We start from the raw sequence: 21598 nt of genomic DNA, 5'->3' as shown, positions 1-21598 counted from the left end.
TGTGATATCGCGTAGCAGAGGCTCGCTATGCCTAGGCTGCGATAGCGGTGTATCAGTTACTGATAAATAGCTATCGCAGGCAAGCCGGCTCCCACATTTGACCGCGTCGGTCTTTAGAGGCCTTTGAGGTCACGCTCTTCTATCGGCCGGCTCTGGCGCAGGCGCTTGCCGCCCAACACCACCCAGTCGATCAGGCGGAACAGGCATTCGATGCCAAACGACAACAGCATCGCCCCGCCCAACCCCCAGCCCATGGCTTCGGGGGTCAGCAGGATCTGGTAGCTGTAGCCATTCCAGGTTTCCTGGCGAATATCCGGGTCCGCCGCCACCGCCACTTGCAGGGCGCGGATGTACCAAGGCCCTTGCATCGCCTGGAACTGCTTGTCCAGCGCCACTTGGCGGTCAAGCATGGCGCCCAGGCTGTTGGCGTCGCTCTGGAACACGGGATCATCACTGGCGCGGTAATGCGCCACCAACGCCTGCAAGTCACCGTTGAAGAACTGCCGTGCGGTGGTTTCGAACCCGCTCAGGCCGGTCTGGGCCTCGATCAGGTGAGCCTCGACGCGCTTGGCGTAGTCGTTGATAAACCCGGGCACTTGCACGCCGACCAACAGGCCGATGGCAAACAGCACCAACCGCAGATAACTGAGCAACATGGTCGATATCCTTACTCGGTGATGCCCTGGCTGACGCATTCACCGCGTCGCCACAGGCTCCATTGGCCCGGTTCGTAACGGGTCCAGTTTTCGTTGTCGGTCAAAGGCTCGGTGGCGATCACGGTGACGACATCATTGGGTGTAGTTTCGGCCTGAAAATCGACGATCACGTCGACATCTTTCAAGCGCGCCGGCCCAAAAGGTGCGCGGCGGGTAATCTGCGCCAATTTGGTCGAGCAGTAGCAGAAAAGCCAGTCGCCATCGCTGAGCAGGCAGTTGAACACGCCTATGCTGCGGTATTCGGAACAGGCGGCAATCAGGTCCGGCAAGACGTTTTCAATCTCCACCGGCTCAGGAAAGACTTCGCGCACGCGATTGAGCAGATCGCAGAACGCCGCTTCGCTGTCGGTATCGCCCACCGGGCGGTAGAACGTGGCGCGGGGATTGAAGTCTGCCAGTTGGCCGTTATGTGCGAAGCACCAGTTGCGCCCCCACAGTTCGCGCACGAACGGATGGGTATTGGCCAAGCTGACCTTGCCGACGTTGGCCTGGCGAATATGGCCAATCACCACTTCACTTTTGATCGGATAACGCTGTACCAGCAACGCGACTTCCGACTCACTGCTCGCAGCCGGGTCCTGGAACAAGCGCAGGCCACGCCCTTCATAAAACGCAATGCCCCAACCGTCGCGGTGTGGGCCGGTGCGCCCACCGCGCTGCATCAGCCCGGTAAAGCTGAACACGATGTCGGTGGGGACGTTGGCACTCATGCCCAATAATTCACACATGCCAGGGCTCTCGCTACAACGTTAAAGGCGTGGTTCGACCCGCATACCGCTCACAGGCTCAGGACGGCGGAAAGGTACGTCATCGTCATCGCTTTCAGGTTCAGCGGCCAATGCCGCATCGGCGGCGGCCTTGCGCTCACGGCGGGCGTTAGCGGCGCGCTCGATGGGCCAGCGGATCAACACGATCACGAGGTACACGCCAAAGGCAATCATGGTGTACATGAACAAATCGGAAATGGCCCGCCAGGCGTTGTTGCCGACCTTGAGCAACAGGTCCAGGGCGGTTATCGCCACGGCCGGCGCGAACTGGGTCTTGACCGGATCGACGATGGTCGGGCTGAGCAGCAGCACCGCCATCAGCAATTGCAACGGCTCGCGCAGCCAGCGCCAGATCCAGCGGGTCATGCGCCACCACACCAATAGGCAGCCCAAGGCAGCGAAGGCGTAAAGGCCCCAAGCAGTCAGATAGTCGTTCTCGGTCATGGTGTCCATGGCAAGGTTGGCAAACAGGCGGCTATGATAACGGCTTTTGCGTGTCGCGGCTGCAATGCCTGCCACCGTCTGCCAGATAGAGAATAATCCATGCCTATGTCGCCCCCCCCGATTGCCCGCCAGGCCCAAGGCCCAGATCCGTACGCCTGGCTGCAAACGCGTGACAGCGCTGAGGTACTCGATTACCTCAAGGCCGAAAACGCCTGGCAGGAAGCCCAGCTCGCCGACCAGCAGGCGCTGCGCGAAAGCCTGTTCGAGGAGATCAAGGGGCGCATTCTCGAGACTGACCTGTCGCTGCCCTCCCCTTGGGGACCGTATCTTTACTACACCCGCACCACCGCCGGTGACGAATACGCCCGCCACTACCGCTGCCGCCGCCCGGATGACGACAGCAATCAGGTGGATGACAGCAGCGAAGAATTGCTGCTCGACCCGAACGTGCTCGCCAATGGCGGCTTCTTCTCCCTCGGCGCGTTCAGCATCAGCCCCGACCACCAGCGCCTGGCCTACAGCCTGGATACCAGCGGTGAAGAGGTCTACACCCTGTACGTGAAGGAATTGGCCAACGGCAAGGTCAGTGAACTGGAGTTCCAGGACTGCGACGGCAGCATGACTTGGGCCAATGACAGCCTGACCCTGTTCTTCGGCGAATTGGACGACACCCACCGTCCGCACAAACTCTACCGCTATCGCTTGGATGGGACGGCGGCGCAGGAAGTGTTCCATGAGCCGGACGGGCGTTTCTTCCTGCATTGCTACCGTTCCAGCTCCGAGCGCCAGTTGCTGCTGGCCCTGGGCAGCAAGACCACCAGCGAAATCTGGGCGCTGGACGCCGACCAGCCGCAACTGGACTTTACCTGCCTGGCGCCACGGGTCGAAGACCATGAATACGATGTCGACCACGGTCAGTTGAATGGCGCGTGGACCTGGTTTATCCGCAGCAACCGTGATGGCATCAACTACGCATTGTTCGTGGCGACCGACATTGGCGACGTGCCGACCGAGGCTGAGTGGCAAAACCTGATCCCCCACAGCGATGACGTCATGCTCGACGGCGTGAGCCTGAATGCCAGCGCCATGACCCTGAGCCTGCGCATTGGTGGGCTGCCCGTGATCGAAGTTCACCCGCAAGGCGTGCCGGCTTATCGGGTGGAATTGCCCGACGCCGCCTACAGCCTCTACGTTCAAAACAGCCTGGAATTTGTCAGCGATAAGATTCGCCTGCGCTATGAGGCGCTTAACCGCCCGGCCCAGGTTCGCCAGCTGGAACTGGCCAACGGCGCACAGCAGGTGCTCAAGGAAACCCCGGTGCTTGGCGTGTTCAATGCCGACGATTACGTCAGCCAGCGCCTGTGGGCCACCTCGGCGGACGGCACACAGGTGCCGATCAGCCTGGTGGTCAAGCGCGACCAGTTGGGCAAGCCTGTGCCGCTGTACCTGTACGGCTACGGCGCCTACGGTTCGAGCCTCGACCCGTGGTTTTCCCACGCACGCCTGAGCCTGCTCGACCGTGGCGTGGCCTTCGCCATTGCGCATGTGCGCGGCGGCGGTGAATTGGGCGAGGCCTGGTACCGCAATGGCAAGCAGGAGCACAAGCAGAACACTTTCAGCGACTTTATCGCCTGCGCCGAGCACTTGATCGCCAAGGGCCTGACCACCTCCAAACAACTGGCAATCAGCGGCGGCAGTGCCGGCGGCCTGTTGATCGGCGCCGTACTTAACCAGCGTCCGGAGCTGTTCCAGGCGGCGATTGCCGAAGTGCCTTTCGTCGACGTGCTTAACACCATGCTCGACCCGGAGTTGCCGTTGACCATCACCGAGTACGACGAGTGGGGCAACCCGCAAGAGCCCGAGGTGTATGCGCGCATCCAGGCCTATGCGCCGTATGAAAACGTCAGCGCCCAGGCCTACCCGGCCATGCTGGTGATCGCCGGCTACAACGACAGCCGCGTGCAATATTGGGAAGCGGCCAAGTGGGTGGCCAAGCTGCGCGCTACCAAGACCGACGACAACCTGCTGCTGCTCAAGACCGAATTGGGCGCCGGCCACGGTGGCATGAGTGGTCGTTACCAGGGATTACGTGACGTAGCACTCGAATATGGCTTTGTGTTCAAGGTACTGGGGCTGGTTTAAGGAACTTAGTGCGGCGGTTCTGTCTGAACACAGGACCGCCCTACATGATTGATGGATCAAGATTGCAGCCATGACACTACCCACGCTTCTCAACGACGAAATCCGCGACATGCTCATGGACTGCGGCCTGTTCGACCCGCTGTTTCCGGAAGATTTTCACGTCGCCGCCGGCTACTTCAACATCAGCAGCATTGCCCGTGACGAAGCGATTTTTCTCGAGGGCGATGCCGGTACTTTCATGTGCATCATCCACAGCGGCCAGGTGGCGGTGCAAAAAACCAATAGCGACGGCCAACGCCTGACCATCGCCACCCTGCGCAGTGGCCGGGCCTTTGGTGAAATGGCGGTGCTTGACGGCGAGCGGCGCTCCGCCAGTTGCGTGGCCGCCAGTGACTGCGTGCTGCTCAACCTGGGCAAGGACGCCCTGGAAAAGATGCTCAACGAAACCCCCAGGGTTGCCGCCAAGATCATCCGTGCGATTGCCATCGCCCTGTCCAAGCGCCTGCGCATGGCCGATGGGCAGCTGCTATCGCAACAGTTTTAACCGCCGGGCGTCTTCGGTTTGCTGTCGTTCTGCTGCAGGCCGGGCACCGTCTGGTCCTTCGGCGGCGTCGGCAGCACGATGGGCACAAGGGGCGGCGAGCCGTTAGTCTTGGGCATGGCCGGTGGGGTGACTTGCGGGTACAGCGTCGGCGTCGGCGTGCCCGGTGCACCTGGCGTAGGGGCCGGCGCAATCGGTACGGTTTGCAACGCCTGAGCCTGCGCTGTACAGGATGCGAGCGCGCTCAACACAATGACCGTTAGAATGCTGCACTTCATCGATGGCTCCATGGCCTGACCGGAATGTCACAAGGCTACTCCCAACCGCGCAAGAATGCCCTTCCCAATGAGATTTCCATGAAACGTTTCGTTCTGCTCGACACCACCCCGATCCCCGACAACGGCGGTGCCTTGTGCCTGTTCGAATACGGTGAAGATTTTGTCATCAAGATCCAGGGCGGTGACGGCGGCCAGTTGATGAACACGCGTATGCACGGTTCCGAAGATGCCTTGGCGCAAATCCCCTGCTGCAAAGTCGCCGGTCGCCCGGATTCGCGGGTATTGATCGGCGGGTTGGGCATGGGGTTTACCCTGGCTTCAGCCCTAAAGCACCTGGGCAAAACCGCCGAAGTGGTTGTTGCGGAGTTGGTGCCGGGCGTCGTGGAATGGAACCGTGGGCCGCTGGGAGAAAAATCCGGCCGCCCGCTACTGGACCCGCGCACGGTGATCCGTATGGAAGATGTAGCCAAGGTGCTGCAAGCCGAGCCCCAGGGCTTTGACGCGATCATGCTGGACGTCGACAACGGCCCCGAAGGCCTCACGCAAAAAGCCAACAGCTGGCTGTACTCCGCCGGAGGCCTGGCCGCCTGCGCCAAGGCCCTGCGCCCCAAAGGCGTGCTGGCCGTATGGTCGGCCAGCGCCGACAAGCTGTTCAGCGACAAACTGCGCAAGGCCGGTTTCAAAGCCGAGGAAGTGCAGGTGTTTGCCCATGGCAACAAGGGCACCCGGCACACCATCTGGATTGCGGAGAAGCTCAAGGGTTGATCACACCGCAGATCTAATGTGGGAGCGAGCAAGCCCGCTCCCACAGTTTTGATCGGCATTAGTTTCGAGAATTGCGGTAATCGATCACGTACGGCACTTTTTTGTCGAAGGTCTTTTCCAGCTCATCCCGGTCGAGCCTGGTCATGCCTCCCAACTGATGAGAGGTAAAACCGCTATCCCCGACCTGCGACCCCGGCGCCAGGCTGACCATGCGCTTGGCTACAGCCTCAATCGCGTCTTTGTAGCCGCCTTTCTTGTTCAGGTTGAACGCGGCCAGGTCAATCTGCGTACGCAACCAGTTGCCCCAGTAAAACTCCAGGAACTCCGGCGCGATCTCCCCAGCCTCGGGCTTGCCATAGGCCGCCTTGCGGGTGAAATACACCAGGCTGCGGAAGGTGTCGTCCTGCAGGTTTTTGAAGCCCAGGTGCGCGGGCAACTGCTCGGGCGGCAGCGTCTGCCCCCTGTTGTCCTTGAGCCAGACTTTGCGCGCTGCCTCCATCCGCCGCCAGAAGCTCGCTAAAGTCGGGCTGTTGCTAAAGTCGTCGGTAACCTTGACCCACATCTTCAACCGAGGGCCACCGCCGGGCACTTCCCATAAAGTGGTGAAACTGTGGTGACCGTCGGTCAGGTACAGCTGGCCAGCGGGACCGACCACCACGGTTTTCATGTCCTCGGGATGGGTGCCCACCGGGTCCTTGCAGGTGAAACTGGAGGCTTTGTGCAGGTCTGCGTCCTTGGGCACCTTGTCTGCTTCGCCCTGGCCGTTGGTTTCGCAGTACTCATCGAAGACCTTGGCGGGTTTGTCGGCAAACAGCCCGAGGCTGTAGTAGATCTGGTCGAAGCCCACCACGGCCTGGGTCGGGTGCAAGTGTTCGAGTGCAACCTCGATCACTTGGCCGGGTTTTGGCGTGGAGAACGCTTGGGCCTGGGCAACCACCCCACACAGCAACAACGCAACAGTCCATGATTGCAGACGCATGATATTGAGCTCCTTATCGACAAAGTGAAGCGGTCATTTACAACGCAAGCGGCTAGAATCAACCTTATCCGTGAACCACCCAATAGCCAGGAGCCATGATGAGCTCGACCAATCCGCCCTCCCACACCGCCAAGCTGGATCGTATCCTCGCCGATGCCCAGCGCGACCGGGAAATGGGCTATCGCGACAAAGCCTTGAAAATGTACCCCCACGTGTGCGGCCGCTGCGCCCGTGAGTTCGCCGGCAAACGCCTGAGTGAGCTGACCGTACACCACCGCAACCACAATCATGATGACAATCCCCAGGACGGTTCCAACTGGGAGTTGCTGTGCCTGTACTGCCACGACAACGAACACTCGCGCTACACCGACCAGCAGTACTTCGGCGAAGGCTCCACCAGCAGCCCGACAATTGCCAAGGCGACGCATAACCCGTTTGCGGCGTTGGCTGGCCTTATGAAGAAAGACGGCTGAAAGCATCAAGCTGCAAGCTGCAAGAAAAAGCCGCTCCGCTTTTAACTTGCAGCTTGTAGCTTGCCGCTATAATGCTGCCTTTTTAAGGCACCCTTCCCCGTGGGCAATAAACGCTACAGCTGCATCGGTCTGTATAACCCCAAATCCCCCGAAAACGTCGGCTCGGTCATGCGTGCCGCCGGTTGCTACGGCGTGGCCTCGGTGTTCTACACCGGCGTGCGCTACGCGCGCGCCCGGGATTTCATCACCGACACCAAGAAAGTCCACCACGACATTCCGCTGATCGGCATCGATGACCTGAAAAAGATCCTGCCCCTGGGCTGCATCCCTGTCGCCGTGGAGCTGGTGGAAGGTGCTCGCGCGCTGCCTGAATACACCCACCCCGACCGCGCGCTGTACATCTTCGGGCCGGAAGACGGCTCCCTCGACAAAGAGATCCGCGACTGGTGCGAAGACGTGGTCTACATCCCGACCACCGGCTGCATGAACCTCGCCGCCACCGTCAACGTGGTGCTCTACGATCGACTGGCCAAGGGCAACAACACCCGTTCGGGCCCCAAGTACTGATTTTTCCGGAACATCCGGCAGGTGCCAGCAGTCAGCTACATATCACTAGCCCACGTTGGAGACAGATCATGAGCGACAGCAAAACCTTGCGTCCTATCATCGAACACGCCCCGTTTGAAACGCAGCCGCAGCAAAACGTGCACGGTTGGGAGCGCATCGGCTCGGTGGCCGGTGGCGTGATGATGGTGGGCAAAGGCCTGCGCCGTGGCGGGATTTTCGGCTTGATCCAAGTGGCGATCGGCGGCGTGGCGCTGGCGCGTGGGTTCACCGGGCACAGTTCGCTCAAGGACAAACTTGCACAGGGCCGCCAGGAAATGAACACGGTGCGTGCGAAGATCGAGCGGGCCGGGCAAGAGTTGCAGAACTTGAAGGCCAAGGCGGAAGTGGCGGCTGAAAAAGCAACCAAGTAGTCCAGCCGAACTCGGTTGAATGTGGAAGCGGGCTTGCCCGCGATAGCAGTGTGTCAGGTTGCTGGTTCAGTAGCTGATAGACCGCTATAGCAGGCAGGCCAGTTCCCACAATGATTTGCGTCAACGCAATAATTTGCTGTCCAGCACCACTGAGCGCTCGCCAGTAATGCTCTCAGCCAGCTTTACGAACTCCGCAGTGGTGATGCTGTTCGCGCGCATCACCGCCTGAGCCAGGTCATCCAGCGACCGTTTGTTATGAGTCTTCACCCGAATCTCGCGATCCAACTCCTGTAACACCACCACCGCCCGTGCCACCGTCGCGCCGCTGACATGCTCGCCGCGCAGGCTGGTCACGTCCTTGCCTTCCTTCGCCAGGCGTGCCTGGATGGCCTCATACCGCTCATCGGTAATACCTCCGGCTCGGCGCAGCAGTTCGATCGCGTAATACTCGCCCAAACCCTCGCTGACCCAGTCACTGACGTCGTGATCGTTGAAGCGCCCAATCGCCTGCACCACTTCACGGATCAACGGGCTGATGCCGTTCTCACCGACCAGCGACGTGCGGCTGTTGAGGTAAATCGAGTCGCGCGCCGCGAGCGCGCCACGGCGCATCGGGTCACTGGCGCCCACCACCAGCAGCTTGGCCGGACGACGTGGGAATGCTGCTTCTACTTGGGGCCAGACAAAAGTCAGCAACGTCAGCACATCCATGCGCCGCATGGCCTGGCCCTTTGGCGAGGCCACGCTGACTTCAGTCTCGCCCAGGCGCACGCGACGGCTGCCGAGGGTGCCGGCGAGCATCCAGCCGGTGGGCCGGTCGAACAGGCGGGAGACGTTATCAATGCGGAATTTGTTCTTGCCGATACGCGGCCATGCGGTTTCGACGCTTTTCCAGCCAGCCGGCAGTTCGAACACCAGCCGGGAGACCAACTCGACACCGTCTTGCTGGTCGAGCCGCGCCGTCGGCACCAGGTCCTCACCGCGAAACAGCGCCCAGCTCGGCGTCATGCGCGCTTCATAGGTGCCGGGCTTGCGCGCGTGGGTGAGGCGCACGCGGTAGGTCAGGCTGGCCTTGTTGGCGCTGGGTTGCCACAGGCCACGGTGCTCAGTGATGCTCCATCGGCCATCGGCCTTGAAGTCGCTGTAGTCACCGTCGTGGCCGAGGTCGAAGTCCAGGCTGCGCACTGCCGAGCCCTGTGACAGGCTTACGCGCACCTCGGCCTGATCGCTCTGGGGCAGGAGTTTGACGTGATAATCCAAGTCAACTTTCTTCGCGCTCCACGCTGGCATGCTCAGCGCCAGCACTACCAGGCTCACCCCCAACCGCCCCCCTTTCATACACACTCCTTTTCAGCCGGCACGAAAAATCAGGTAATCCTCCCAGTCGTCCTCGGGCACGCTGCCTTCGCTGAGCATGCGCCCGGACTGGGAAATGCGTTCTTGGTGCACAGCATCGCGGTCGCCGCAGACCAAGTGGTGCCACAGTGGCAGGTCCTTGCGTTCGCTGACCAGGCGATAGCCGCAGGTCGGCGGCAGCCATTTGAACTGATCCGCCTGGCCCGGGGTGAGCTGGATGCAGTCCGGCACCGATGCACGGCGGTTCGGGTAGTCGGTGCACTGGCAGGTTTTCAGGTCGAGCAGTTTGCAGGCGATACGCGTGTAATAGACGCTGTTGTCGTCTTCATCCTCGAGCTTTTGCAGGCAGCACAGGCCACAGCCGTCGCACAACGACTCCCACTCCTCCTGATCGAGGTGTTCAAGGGTTTTGCGTATCCAGAAAGGTTCGACTTTGGCGGCCATGGCTCTACATCAGTATCGGTAGGTGAAAAGGCCGCCAGTCTAGTGCCCGCGGCCCCTGGGGCCAAGCGCTTACGACTGGCGGTCTAACACCACTTGTCAGTCTAGTGAGCGCGCAGTAGCCTTGAACGCCGAATTGACGATCAGGAACTGCTCCATGACACGTGTTGCCGACTATCCGATCGATCCCCAGTTCACCGACCGCTGGTCACCCCGCGCCTTCACCGGCGAAACCATCTCCCAGGAAACCCTGCTGAGTTTCTTTGAAGCCGCGCGCTGGGCGCCGTCCGCCTACAACTCGCAGCCATGGCGTTTTCTTTACGCGCGCCGCGACACGCCGGACTGGGAACGTTTCCTGGGTTTGCTGAATGAATTCAACCGTGGCTGGGCGCAACACGCGTCGGCCCTGGTGATCATCGCGTCGAAAACCGACTTCACCGCCCCCGGCGCCACCGAAGAAACCCCGGCGCTGTGGCACACCTTCGACACCGGTTCGGCCTGGGGCCACCTGGCGTTGCAAGCCAGTATCAGCGGCTGGCACACCCACGGCATGGCCGGCTTCGATCAGGAGCTGACCCGCAAAGAGCTGAAGATTCCAGACGGTTATGCGCTGCATGCGGCCGTGGCGGTTGGCAAGCTGGGCGATAAATCGACCTTGCCGGATTACCTGCAAGGGCGTGAAACGCCGAGTCCGCGCCGGCCGTTGAGCGAGCTGGTGTCGGAGGGTGATTTCAGCCTCTGAGCCCGGCACCCTGTTGTGCGGCGAGCCTTGAAGGTCTCGCCGCACAACCTCAGACGGCAGGTTCCTGTTTGGGCACTAACCCCGGCGTCACGTCGTAGAGCGGGCCATAGTCGAGCAACAACTCATCGCCGGCCTTGATGTCCTTGAGCGCCACATAAAACGACAGGTTCTTGCCCACGGCGATGGAAATCACGTTGTTGCTCTGCCAAGCGGGCCCATTCCTCAATTGTGACGTGTTCACCAGGCTCAGAGTATTACCGCTGTTCAAGGCACTCACCGAGCGCGTGCCCGAGCGTGTGCCGAACAGGTACGTCAGCACTGCACGCGAGCCTTGCTTGCGCTGCTCCTGAAACAGGGAGGCGTCGGTTGCATGATATTTGCCGGCGTAAGGGCCGAGCACTTCGAATTGCGCGATGTCTCGCCGCGCCCATACCGACGCACCACGGGCTGGCCCGCCGTCATCCAGCGGCGTCACCACTTCAAGCATCTGGTCGAAACGCGGCCCATGGCTGCCTTCGCTTCGCAGCCAGTCCTTGATCGAGTCTTTGATCCGGTTGGCCACCACCTTTTTCTGCGCCGGCTCCAACCCGTCAAGCAACCCATACCAATGCGCAATGCGAATATCATCGATCGGCCCTTCAATCGCCTGGGTCAGGCTGAGCCTTGGGTTGGCCGGGTCCTGTAAAATCGGCAGCGTATTATCCACCGAATGAGTCGCCAACGTGCGCAACGGGACAACCTCCGGCTCGGTCTTGATAATCGGCTCAGCGGCCGGAGGATCGCCGTCGGCGGGTTTGGACAAATCCAGTGGGGCATCCTGCGCCGGGGGCATGCTATCCGGTGCAGGCCGTTTGCGCGTCGCGCCTGGGGCAGGAAACCTGGCAGCCGGCTGGGTAGCCAGGTTTTCCTGCGCCCTGCTCAGACGTCGCGCCCCCGAGGTGTTGAAGGAGCCATCGCTATACACATGAGTTTTCCAGTCCACTGGATTGAGCGTGTGTTGTCGCCGGAACGCCTCTTGGGTCACCCGATTGTTCGGTTGCCGGGAGACCCGGTGCCACTTCAGCAAATGATCGTCAGTCAGCTGGTTGTACTTGCCGCCGCCGGCCCTGAACAACAGCGCTTCGCCGCGTGGCAGCAGGCCGCCGGTGTGTTTGACGCAGGATTTGAAGTCGCCCACATCAAGATGATGGAGGCTGGCGAATCCTTCCATGGTTGCCGCATCCCGCGCTTGTTGGGTCATGCCCTGCCAATCACGCAGATGGTGGGGAGTCAGCGTGCGCGAGGGCGCACCTGCCGCGCGGTCGCGCACGATCACGCCTGCAGCACTCAACGTCCCGTCGGGCTGCACGTAATACGTCAGGGTCGGCAGGTTCAAGCGGTGCTGCCTCGCAAACCCCTTCAGCGTGAGCCGCTGCTGCTCCTGGGTGGAGAGCGCCTCCCATGCGCGCAGGTGCGTGGCGTCAATGTGGGCGCCGCCCAGCGCGGCGAGGTGCTGCCACTGGTCATCCTGAACATGCTGGACCAGTAGCTCGGTTTGCCGGTTATTGTGATAAATCCGCGCCTGCACCACGCCCTCTTCAGTGCGAGTCACCTGGCGAACTTCATAGACGGCGGTGTCGCCGCTGCTGTCGGTATGGCGCATATGGGAACGGTGACCATCGGCGGCGACATACACCCCTTGGCTATTGCGCGTCAGCCCATCCAGGTTCGACTCCGCCACCTTGAATTGCCGATACTGCGCATTATCCAATTCGCTGGTGTGCTCGATATGCGCCGTGCTGACTGCGCAGTCCACGGCCCGGGTATGCGCGGTGAAATCTTCGAGAGGGCGGCCGTAAGGTTGCATTACGTCGGCATCGAACGCGTACCAGCGGCCGTCCTTGAGTACCGCCGCGCCAACCACCCGACGTTCGGCCACGTTGAGCGTGCCAATGGCCGCAGCGTCATAGTCTTTGCTCATGGCCTTGAGCACGTCATAGCTGCCCGTGGCACCCCGCAGCCGATTGATCGCGGCGCTGCCTTTTGCAACCGCGAAGCTGACGCTACCCACTGCTAGATCACCAAACCCGCCCAGTGGATTGAACGCACCGATGGCAGCGGTGCCGATTACCTTGGTCGCACGCAGCGCTTTGCTTGCAGTGGAAATGGCCGTCGCGCCGATCTTGGCGACTTTGCCGGCGGTGGCCATGCCCGCCGTGAGAAAACCAAATACATCCAACGCAAGGTCCATCGCGCCGTCGCCGTAGTTGCCATTCTGGAAATTGACAATGGCCGCTCGCAGCGGCACCAGGTTCAGCAAAAACGTTTCAAACGCCTTGGCCCTGTCATGCTGGCGGTCTCCGGTGGTCTTGCCCCTGGCCTCTTCCTTGATGGCAGGGTCGTCCAGCGCCAGATGTTCGACGAATGCAGCAGCGATCGCTTCACTTCGCGCACTGTTGAAACTGTCCGGCGGCGCCGTTCCCGAGGTCCGCTCGCGACTTAGCTCGCCTACGGCTTCGGCGGGTGTGAATACCTTGGTCTCCTGTACCCGATTGGCGTCCCTTGAGCGTTGCTCGCGGGCTTTGTAGAGCTGTGCAGGTTGTACCGTGCCGTTGTGAAAATCGATCTCATACGCCGAGGCCACGCCGTTTCGCTCAGTCTTTACCAGCAACCGCGGTTGCTTCGGGCCTGGCGTTTTTGAGGTGAAATCCAGCCCAAGCGTGTGGGAAGTCTGCTGAAACAGGGTGATTTTGCCGAACTCGAAATTACGTCGATGCTCCAAAGGCAATTGTGCAATGAGGTGTTTGACCGTAATGCCGATGGCGGATTTTTTGCCGCTGATGAATGTGTCGAACTGCTGATCGAACGCCTCGGTCACACCAAACCTGGGATTGGCATTCAAGGCTGCCAGCGGCAGGCGATTATCCGCCGAGACGAATGGCGCCGGGCTGGGCAAATCCATCATTGCGATATCGAGCAACGAATGGTCCCCCACCAGCGATGTGCGATGCCCCGGCCCAGCGTAGTTGTGCGTGGCTAACAGCTTCTCTTCAAACAACGCGCCAAGGTCGCCAAACCGCTCGACGAGTTTGGCCAGCGCGATGTCTCGGCGCATCGGCATCGCTTGATTCAATGCCTGTGAAGCCGACAAGCGCTGACCAAGCCGGACATTGAACGTCGCCCTGACACTGTCCAGTTGTTCGCTCGAGTATTGATCATCGCCGCGTCTGTCGATCACACCATTGGCCACGCCCCAATCTGCCAGCGCCGTTTTGCGGGCACGTTCGGTCATCACGGGATCGACCATGGCCGCATGTTCTGCCCGGATCATGACCTGGGCGAATGTCATGTTCGCAACCGTTCCCGGCGACTGTGCCTCAATCGTCGCCGCCGCCACCGACAGGCTGACCCACGCCGGGCTGCCGTACGTGAGGTTGCCGGGCAGGTCCTTGACCAGAAACTCGGGGGCCTTGTTTGCCAACAGCAAATAAGCGCCAGCGTTGGCCATCAGCGGGCTGCTTTTGCGCTGGGTGATCAGATGCTGGCGCAGGCCCTCGACCACCACCGCGGCAGGCTCGCCCCAATGTTGCTCTTGCATCAAGTCAAAGCCGGCCACTTTATTGCGGTGCGGCGCGGAGATTGATTCAGGGTCCAGGTGCAGATTGATTGCCGCGAGCAGGTAGTCATTCGCGCTGTTCTCGGTGGCGATGCCACCCAGTCGGTGTTGCAGCGTCTGCCCCAAGCGCTGCGCTGCGGCGGAGCCGATCAGCGTGTTCAGCGCCTTGACCGGGTCAACCAACTCATCAGGGGAAAGCGTTTTGGGGTAACTGAGAAAGTCCAGAACCCCTTTGGTCTGCATCACCAGCGGCTGCTCACCCTGTGCATGATCATGCCGCTGGGTGATGTCGCGCATCCTGCCCTGTTGATCCGGGCTCAAAGGATTCGGCCATGAGAGCGCGCCGCTCAAGTTGCCAAGCGGGTGCTGCAAGGCCCGGTCGCTCACTGCGTCGGCCAGGGATGTCAGCGAAAACAGGTTATACGGCAAGCCCAGTCCCTTGCCCTGAATAAATGCCGCGAGATTGACCGTACTACCCAGTGCTGCGACGTCGGATGATTCAGGCCGCACGGCCATAGGCGTGGTTTGAAGTGTGGTCTTGATCATGTCGGCAGTGGGGTTTTCGGCCAGGCGTGCGGCGATCTCATAGAGCTTGAGGCCCAGCGTTGCAAGGTTTCCCTTGTCGCCCAATGACGCATGTAACGTCGAGGCACGATGGGTTTTGCCGACGACGTCCACAGACGGCTGCGTCGTCTGTTGGACCGCCGGGCTGGACGAGATGACCTGCTGCTGACGAGAAGGGAAATCAATGATGTTCATAGTGATTACCTGTCGCCAGCACGCACGAGTTCGTTGAAGTCCCTCTGCAACTGAGCCTTTTTGCGTGCGTAATCACTAAGGGTCATGTCATGCAGAAACTTGTCGCTCGCCAACACTTCCGGGCTCAGTGACTGAATGTCCACCGGATAGACTTTTTTATCTTTCAACGAGTACAGAAAGTTATTCAAATGCAGATCGTTATGGTAGATCCCTTTGTCTTCCATGCCTTTCAACGCGTCATCCAGCCAGATGCGGACCACTGGGGGCAAGCTGCGCTTGGGCACATCATCCAGTGCGATGCCATCCAGTCTTTTCATTTTGATGTAGGAGCGCCCGTCCTCCACCATGGCCTCTGCAAAACCGGCACCATAGTAGGTATTCAGGCGGTGCGCCTCGGAAGTGGCGTAATCGGGGATCTTCGTGGCGGCTTTCGTGTGAAGGTCTTTGTAAACACTTTTGCCATCCAGGCTTGCGTAAAGAGTGCTCTCGCCGCCGCCGCCAATCACTGGTCCCAGGTCTGCTTTCACGGAAGACCCGTTACCGCCCCGCGCCGTCAAACGCTGCCATTGATCGCCCTGTACGTGCTGGACCAGTAGCTCGGTTTGCCGGTTATTATGATAAATCCGCGCCTGCACCACGCCCTCTTCAGTGCGAGTCACCTGGCGAACTTCATAGACGGCGGTGTCGCCGCTGCTGTCGGTATGGCGGATATGGGAACGGTGACCGTCGGCGCCCACATAGACCCCTTGGGCGTTGCGCGAAACCCCGGCTATTTTCGATTCGACGACGCCGTAATTGGCAAACCGCGCATTGCTCAATTCATTACCCGGCGCTACATCTATCACGCCGTCGACGGCCCGTGTGGCGGGAGAAAACCCTTCGAGCGGGCTGCCATAGGCCTGCAGCGTGCGCGCATCCAGGCCATACCATTTGCCGTCTTTGAGCACCGCGCCGCCTTCGATGCTCTGACCTGCGGCCTTGAACGTCCCAGTGGCTGCCACGCCGTGCTGTTGGCTGGCGGCCTTGAGCACGTCATAACTGCCCGTTGCACCGCGAAGCATGTTCACGCTTTCGCGTCCCTTGGCGAACGCCAACCGCGTGACAGTACCCAGCGCGTACCCGCCCGCCATCGCCAAATCGCCCAGGCCGTTGAACGGGTTGAACATTTCGATCGCCGCGGCGCCCACAAATCGCGCAACCTTCGACAACCCGCCGAGTGTGCTGATACCTTTCGAAAGTGCCTTGCCGGCCTGCGCAGCCTTGCCCGCCCCCAAGGTGACAAGACCCATTACATCCAGGCTCAGATCAAACAGGCCGTCGGCGACTCTGCCGTTCATAAAGTTGACGATGGCCGATCGCAGTGGGATGAGGTTGAGGAAAAACTCGCCGATGGCCTGGTCGGTGGCTCTGCCCTGATCAAATGACGTCACGCCGCGTGCCTGTTGCAACAGGTCGTCATTGCCCAACCCCAGCGCCTTGACGAATACCTTGCCGATGGCTTTGCTGCGGCCGGAACCATAGGACTGCAGGTGGACGGAGGGCAGCGGCTTTTCGGTGTACTGCCCGGGTGGTGGATCAAACAGGCTGGTCTTGCTGACGATATTTGCGTCTCGGGACTCCAGGTTTTTTGCCGTATAGGGCGGTGTATAGCGGGCTATCAGATAGTTCTGTTTTTTGATGCTGCCATTTCTGGTATCCAGCTCATAAATATTGACCGCTCCATCCAGGGTGGTTTTCACCTGCAGCGTATGCCCGCGAGTGTGCAGGGCCTGCGGCGAAAAAAGATCCCCGGCTATTTTGTATTGATCGGTGCGAAAAAATTCGAGCGCACCATATTCGAAGTTGTTTCTGTCCTCCACGGGCAGGGTGGAAATCAGATACTGGACCAGGCCTGCGTGACCCTGTTCGTGTGACGCGATGGCCTTGTCATACTGCGCACCGAAAGCATCGTTGACGTCCAGCCGGCCGGTTTCATACAGCTGGCAGAACACCTCGCCCGGCACCCGCTTATCCCGCGCCAACCAATGCTCCTGGGCATTGAGTTTGCCGCCTTCCATTACGATATCGAGCATCGAATACAGCCCGGGAAACGCGCCCGGCCTTCCTGGTTTAAGCCAGGCCTTTTGTAAGGCGGGCAGTTCGAATACCTGCGGATCCAGCGTTGGAAAGTGCGCCTTGAGCGTGGCAAGCGCCATGGCCCGTCGGCTGGGTATCGGCGTTTGCACCGCGGCACACGCGTCCGTCAGCGTGCTGAGTTGACGGTTATAACGTGTGCGTACACGCTCCATCTCGGTTTCGCTGGGCATCGCTGAAGCGACGTTCAGCAATGCGTTGGCCGCCCCCCAGTTCACGAGGGCCAGTTGCTCGGCCGCTTGCACGCCAACCCCGCGCCCAGTGAGGGTATCGGCATGCGCCAAGACTTCGGCGTAGCTCATCGTGTGCGCACGTCCGGGCGAGTCGGCTTCCACCTTGGCCGTGGCTATCACCAGTTGCGTCCACAGCAGGCTGCCGTAGGTCACGCTGGCTGGAACGTCTTTGACCAATAACTCCGGGGCGGTTCTGGCCAGCAGCAGGCAGGCTGCCAGGTTCGCGGTTTGCACCGTGGCTCTGCCCTGCTCGATCAGATGACGACTGAGCCCGTCAATCACCTCTGACGCAGGTTTGCCCCAATATTGGCGCGCCGCAAGATCAAACCCGGCGACGCTGTTTGGGCGCGCAACGCGCAGCGCCGGGTCCAGGCCCAGGTGGATGGCGGCCAGCAAATAGTCGTTGCAACTGGTGGCCGTCGCAATGCCGTTCACCCGGGTTTGCAGGGCCTGCCCTAACGCTTGAGCCTTAGAGGATCCGAGCAGTTTTTGCAGGGTGATGTCGGGTGTATTCAGGTCAGCATTGGCGACCGAACTGCCACTCAGCAAATAACCCAATGCACCCTTGCGTGCATCCACCAGCGGCAGCCCCGGTAGAGTGGCGTCGGGGTCCTGCAACAGTGTGATGATCGCATCTTGGTCGGACTTGGACAGAGGCACTGGCCAGGCCAGCGCCCCGCCGAAATTACCCAGCGGTGGGGCCGTCGCCTGGCGCGGGGCCTGTGCTGTCGGCTGCGTTGCCAGGGCCGCCGAAGGTTCGGGCACGCTCGTTGCGCCGGGGTCGACGATGGATGCTGGTGGTTGTGTCGAGATGGATGCGTGGGGGAAACTGGAGCGTGAGGAATTGCTGGCGATCATGTGCACACCTGTCCATAGCTGAAGGAACGTCCTGCCGGGCACGCGATTAGCGGCCTCGGCGTTCACTGGGTGTGCAAACCCATTGAGGAGGTTCCAGCGCAACTGTCAGGGTTCATGTCAGGGGCAAGATGTAAGGGCAGATGTGGCTCGAGTAGCAGGGTCGACTCAGTACCCGCGCTCGAAACTCACTTCACCGCGCAACGCAGTCTTTGCTTGATACGCGCGCAGGTTTTCCAGGAACAGCGCCACCATCATCGGCGGCGAAGTCGGCGCCGAGCTGTGCCCAGTCAACAACAACCCCCAGGCGGTCCAGAACGGATGACGCTGGGGCAGCGGCTCCTGACGGCAGACATCGATCACTGCGCCCGCCAAATGCCCTTCCTTCAAGGCCTCGACCAAGTCAGCATCGACCACCGCCACACCGCGCCCGACGTTGATAAACACCCCCGTCGGCTTGAATTGCTTGAACAGCGCTGCGTCGAACACATCATGCGTATTCGGCGTGTTGGGCAGCAGGTTGATCACGTAGTCCACCTCCCCCACCAGCCGGCCCAGTTGGTCGAGCCCAGCCACTTCGAGAAACGGTGCCTGCTCACGCGCTTCGCTTGCGATGCCATACAGCTTCACGCCAAACGGCACGAGGAACCCGGCAACGCTCTGGCCGATGTCGCCGGTGCCGACGATCAACGCCTTACGCCCCGCCAGGCTCTGGCCCAAGCGGTTGTCCCACTTGCGCTCGACCTGGCTGACCAGGCGCGCCAACACTTCGCGCTCGTGGCCGAGCATATAGGTGAGGACAAATTCAGCCATGACCTGGCCAAAGATGCCGACCGCGCGGGTCAGGCGGTAGTCGCGCGGCAAGCCTTCGGCCAGCAGCGGCGTAATGCCAGCCCAGGTCGATTGCAGCCATTGCGGGTGATGGCCCTGGCGCAACAACGTCGCCAGCAGGTCGGGCTGGCCGAGCCATACCGGGCAATCGGCGGCCAGGCGCGACAGTTGGGCGGAGTCGCCGCTGGTCAGCACCTCAAGGTCCGGGGCCAGGTCACCCAGCAATCGAGCGTAGAGCGGGTGATCCTGTTCAGCAATCAGAACACGCATGGTTCAAACCTTTCAAAAACAATACGGACGGCCGCCCGCATCCTTACGGCCACCGCCCACTTATACGATTCCATTGAAGACTGTGCCCTGAACAGGGCACTCACCGATCACATCGGGTCGTTACGGCGCAGCAGCTCTTCGGGCAAGTGTTCGATGTACTCGTCCTCGGCCGGCGGCATTTGCAGGTGGTAACCCTGCTTGTCGAGGTTTTCCAGGACCACGGCGATGTCCTCACGGGACAGTTTGCGCTCCGGCGTCAGCACCATGTCAAACGCGTGATGCGCCTTGCCGAAGGCGTCCATCAAGGGTTCAGGCACGCGCTCCAAAGCATCACTTTTCAGCACGTAGAGGTACATCCCGTCTTTTTTCTTGCTGCGATAGATGGAGCAAATACGTTTCAAGGCTGTTCTCCGACAGTGGCCAGGCTGTCGAGCAGCGCCTGGCCCATCAACTCGCGGCGCCAGCCACGCAGCGAGTCTGGCAATTTATAAGGCCCATCGGGGTAGCCACTTTTGACCAGGGCTTCGAGGGTTTTCTTGCGCAGCATCAGTTCCGGAGCCATGTTCAGGCGCTCGGCGAACGTTTGGCCCAAGGCGCGCAGTTGCTTGATCAATGCAGCGGCATCCACCGGCAAAGGCTCGGCAACGGCAGGTGGCCATTGGTCCATCGGCACGCTGCCGGCACGTTTGATCAGGTCGAGCAGAAACGGGCCGTCCTGACGCACGGTGCGCGGGTGCATGTCTTCGATCTTGCCCAGGGCGGCGAGGTTATCCGGCTGGGATTTGGCCAGGGGCCACAACGCGTGTTCGCGGATGATGCGGTTGCGCGGCAGGTCACGGGCGCGGGCTTGCTGCTCGCGCCAGGCACACAGCTCACGCAGCACGGCGAGTTGGGCACGTGAGAGTTTCCACGCCAGCTTGGCGTCGCGGTACACCTCGTAAGGGTCGACTTCGCGGCGCAGGTTGGCGACCAATTCGGCACCATCGTCCAACACCCAGGCGTATTTATCGTCGGACAACTGCGGACGCAGGCGGATGTACACCTCGGCCAAGTGCAGCGCGTCTTCGGCGGCGTAGCTGATCTGCGTCTCGGACAACGGCCGCTGCAGCCAGTCCGAACGGGTCTCGCCCTTGGGCAGTTCGATATTCAGCACGGCTTGCACCAGGCGCGAATACCCCATGGAGAAGCCAAGATTCAGATAAGCGGCAGCCAATTGGGTATCGAACAACGGCACAGGCAGGCTGCCGGTCAGGCGCAGCAACACTTCCAGGTCTTCGCTGCAAGCGTGCACCACCTTGATCACCGCCGGGTTTTCCAGCAGGGCGGCCAACGGTTGCCAGTTGTCGATGGTCAGGGGGTCGATCAGGTAAGCGCGCACGCCATCACCGATCTGGATCAGCCCGGCAATAGGATAAAAGGTGTCGACCCGCATGAATTCGGTGTCGAGGGCGACGAATGGCAACTGCTGCCATTCGGCGCAATGCTGGCCGAGGCTATCGTTGTCGCAGATCCAGTGAATATCGATGGCCACACGGCTCTCCCTTGAAGAATGGCGCGCAGTATATATCGCGAAAGGGACTTGCGAGCATCCGCAATGCAGAGGCGACCATGAAAACTCAGGCAAGACTTGAAGAATAGTCCGACAGGCGGGACTTATCCTCTCTTACGCAGTACGTAAACCCGCCACACGCTTGAGCCTGGCATGAATTCCTGATAATTCAGGACCTTGAAGCCGGCCTGCCGAAACTCGTCCTCTACGGCGGTACGAGAATTGACAGAAACGATCACCGTGTCGCGGCTGACCCGGTGAAATTCGCGCAGTAACGCCAAGCGCCCTTCACTGCTGGGGACATGGCGAAACAACTCCAGGCAGAAAATGCAGTCCACTGCATTCGCCGACAAGCCGATTGAAAATGCCGAGCCCTGAAACGTCTTGACTCGTTTGAGCAAGGACGCCGGGTGGTGACTGCGTGCGTGGTCGAGCATGTCCTGGGAATTGTCCGCTGCCAGGATCACCCGGTTGACGTGTTCGGCCAACACCGGCCAGAAACGCCCGGAACCGCAGGCCAGATCGAGCACCAGCCCAGGTTCACCGGCGACCTTCAACGCCTGGCGCACCAGCCACTCGTCGCGCCATGACGCCAGGCGCCGCCGCAGTCCCGGCGGGCGCGTATCGCCGCAAACCCGAGCGTGCTCACGGTCACAGCGCTCGGCGTATTCGATCTCGATGGAGGATGGTGGTGGTGACGGCATCGCGAGCTCATGTAAGTAGAACAGTAGTGAACGACCTTGATTGGCAGC

At 60.8% G+C, this 21598-nt stretch carries 20 protein-coding genes; 7 read left to right on the top strand and 13 right to left on the bottom strand.

Going from position 1 to position 21598, the window contains the following annotated elements; genetic code table 11:
* Positions 1–113: 113 nt before the first annotated feature.
* The 3 genes from AACY52_RS16875 to AACY52_RS16865 are packed head-to-tail and all read right to left on the bottom strand — an operon-like array spanning position 114 to position 2002.
* A complete protein-coding gene (locus tag AACY52_RS16875) occupies positions 114–656 on the bottom strand; it encodes a DUF2937 family protein (RefSeq protein ID WP_049709451.1) in 543 nt (180 codons plus the stop codon).
* An 11-nt stretch (positions 657–667) separates the two neighbouring features.
* Positions 668–1444, bottom strand: coding sequence for a class II glutamine amidotransferase (locus tag AACY52_RS16870; protein WP_339414890.1), 777 nt, complete (start codon positions 1442–1444; stop codon positions 668–670).
* A 21-nt stretch (positions 1445–1465) separates the two neighbouring features.
* Entirely contained in the window at positions 1466–2002 is a 537-nt protein-coding gene (locus tag AACY52_RS16865; RefSeq protein ID WP_339414891.1) for an MFS transporter, read from the bottom strand.
* A 24-nt stretch (positions 2003–2026) separates the two neighbouring features.
* On the opposite strand from AACY52_RS16865, the gene AACY52_RS16860 reads away from it, so the two are divergent.
* Both AACY52_RS16860 and AACY52_RS16855 read left to right on the top strand, forming a co-directional pair.
* Positions 2027–4069 (top strand): S9 family peptidase, encoded by a 2043-nt coding sequence (locus AACY52_RS16860; RefSeq protein ID WP_339560637.1) that lies wholly within the window; start codon positions 2027–2029, stop codon positions 4067–4069.
* A gap of 70 nt (positions 4070–4139) precedes the next feature.
* A complete protein-coding gene (locus AACY52_RS16855; protein WP_339414893.1) occupies positions 4140–4613 on the top strand; it encodes a cyclic nucleotide-binding domain-containing protein in 474 nt (157 codons plus the stop codon).
* Here the strand turns inward: AACY52_RS16855 and AACY52_RS16850 are convergent.
* On the bottom strand, positions 4610–4888 hold the full coding sequence (locus AACY52_RS16850; protein ID WP_339493337.1) for a hypothetical protein: 279 nt from the start codon (positions 4886–4888) through the stop codon (positions 4610–4612). The two genes, AACY52_RS16855 and AACY52_RS16850, sit on opposite strands and share 4 nt — an antisense overlap.
* A gap of 78 nt (positions 4889–4966) precedes the next feature.
* Here AACY52_RS16850 and AACY52_RS16845 point away from each other — a divergent pair, with 78 nt between their 5' ends.
* Positions 4967–5653 carry a hypothetical protein gene (locus AACY52_RS16845; protein WP_339414895.1) on the top strand — a complete coding sequence of 229 codons (687 nt, stop codon included), beginning with the start codon at positions 4967–4969 and terminating at the stop codon, positions 5651–5653.
* 58 nt (positions 5654–5711) lie between these two features.
* Here the strand turns inward: AACY52_RS16845 and AACY52_RS16840 are convergent, their stop codons facing one another.
* A complete protein-coding gene (locus AACY52_RS16840) occupies positions 5712–6632 on the bottom strand; it encodes a ParB/Srx family N-terminal domain-containing protein (protein WP_339414896.1) in 921 nt (306 codons plus the stop codon).
* Between the two features lie 98 nt (positions 6633–6730).
* Here AACY52_RS16840 and AACY52_RS16835 point away from each other — a divergent pair, with 98 nt between their 5' ends.
* The 3 genes from AACY52_RS16835 (at position 6731) to AACY52_RS16825 (ending at position 8082) form a co-directional block, all read left to right on the top strand.
* Positions 6731–7105 (top strand): YajD family HNH nuclease, encoded by a 375-nt coding sequence (locus AACY52_RS16835; protein ID WP_057723014.1) that lies wholly within the window; start codon positions 6731–6733, stop codon positions 7103–7105.
* A 99-nt stretch (positions 7106–7204) separates the two neighbouring features.
* Positions 7205–7672 carry an RNA methyltransferase gene (locus AACY52_RS16830; RefSeq protein ID WP_339414897.1) on the top strand — a complete coding sequence of 156 codons (468 nt, stop codon included), beginning with the start codon at positions 7205–7207 and terminating at the stop codon, positions 7670–7672.
* A gap of 68 nt (positions 7673–7740) precedes the next feature.
* Entirely contained in the window at positions 7741–8082 is a 342-nt protein-coding gene (locus AACY52_RS16825) for a DUF2892 domain-containing protein (protein WP_339414898.1), read from the top strand.
* A 120-nt stretch (positions 8083–8202) separates the two neighbouring features.
* Here AACY52_RS16825 and AACY52_RS16820 read toward each other — a convergent pair whose 3' ends face one another.
* Entirely contained in the window at positions 8203–9420 is a 1218-nt protein-coding gene (locus AACY52_RS16820) for a hypothetical protein (RefSeq protein WP_339560636.1), read from the bottom strand.
* 12 nt (positions 9421–9432) lie between these two features.
* The gene (locus tag AACY52_RS16815; protein ID WP_049709459.1) at positions 9433–9882 is read right to left on the bottom strand and encodes a YcgN family cysteine cluster protein; all 450 of its coding nucleotides are present in this window, start codon (positions 9880–9882) and stop codon (positions 9433–9435) included.
* A 154-nt stretch (positions 9883–10036) separates the two neighbouring features.
* Between AACY52_RS16815 and AACY52_RS16810 the strand changes: the two genes are divergently transcribed.
* Positions 10037–10621 (top strand): nitroreductase family protein, encoded by a 585-nt coding sequence (locus AACY52_RS16810; RefSeq protein ID WP_339414900.1) that lies wholly within the window; start codon positions 10037–10039, stop codon positions 10619–10621.
* 49 nt (positions 10622–10670) lie between these two features.
* Here AACY52_RS16810 and AACY52_RS16805 read toward each other — a convergent pair whose 3' ends face one another.
* From AACY52_RS16805 to AACY52_RS16780, 6 genes are all read right to left on the bottom strand, one after another.
* Positions 10671–14975 carry an SET domain-containing protein-lysine N-methyltransferase gene (locus AACY52_RS16805; RefSeq protein ID WP_339560635.1) on the bottom strand — a complete coding sequence of 1435 codons (4305 nt, stop codon included), beginning with the start codon at positions 14973–14975 and terminating at the stop codon, positions 10671–10673.
* A 5-nt stretch (positions 14976–14980) separates the two neighbouring features.
* Entirely contained in the window at positions 14981–18199 is a 3219-nt protein-coding gene (locus AACY52_RS16800; RefSeq protein WP_339560634.1) for a hypothetical protein, read from the bottom strand.
* A 165-nt stretch (positions 18200–18364) separates the two neighbouring features.
* Positions 18365–19297, bottom strand: coding sequence for a D-2-hydroxyacid dehydrogenase (locus tag AACY52_RS16795; protein ID WP_339414903.1), 933 nt, complete (start codon positions 19295–19297; stop codon positions 18365–18367).
* Between the two features lie 107 nt (positions 19298–19404).
* Positions 19405–19698 (bottom strand): YcgL domain-containing protein, encoded by a 294-nt coding sequence (locus tag AACY52_RS16790; RefSeq protein WP_069022347.1) that lies wholly within the window; start codon positions 19696–19698, stop codon positions 19405–19407.
* A complete protein-coding gene (gene rnd, locus AACY52_RS16785) occupies positions 19695–20828 on the bottom strand; it encodes a ribonuclease D (protein WP_339414904.1) in 1134 nt (377 codons plus the stop codon). The genes AACY52_RS16790 and rnd overlap by 4 nt, the downstream gene beginning before the upstream one ends.
* Before the next feature lie 122 nt (positions 20829–20950).
* On the bottom strand, positions 20951–21550 hold the full coding sequence (locus AACY52_RS16780; RefSeq protein WP_339414905.1) for a class I SAM-dependent methyltransferase: 600 nt from the start codon (positions 21548–21550) through the stop codon (positions 20951–20953).
* Positions 21551–21598: the final 48 nt, after the last annotated feature.

The organism is Pseudomonas sp. EA_65y_Pfl1_P113, assembly GCF_963970525.1.
In the GTDB taxonomy this organism is placed as follows: Bacteria; Pseudomonadota; Gammaproteobacteria; order Pseudomonadales; family Pseudomonadaceae; genus Aquipseudomonas; species Aquipseudomonas tritici.
The sequence above is the reverse complement of the archived record's forward strand: the minus strand, read 5'-3'. Positions and strand labels throughout refer to the sequence as shown.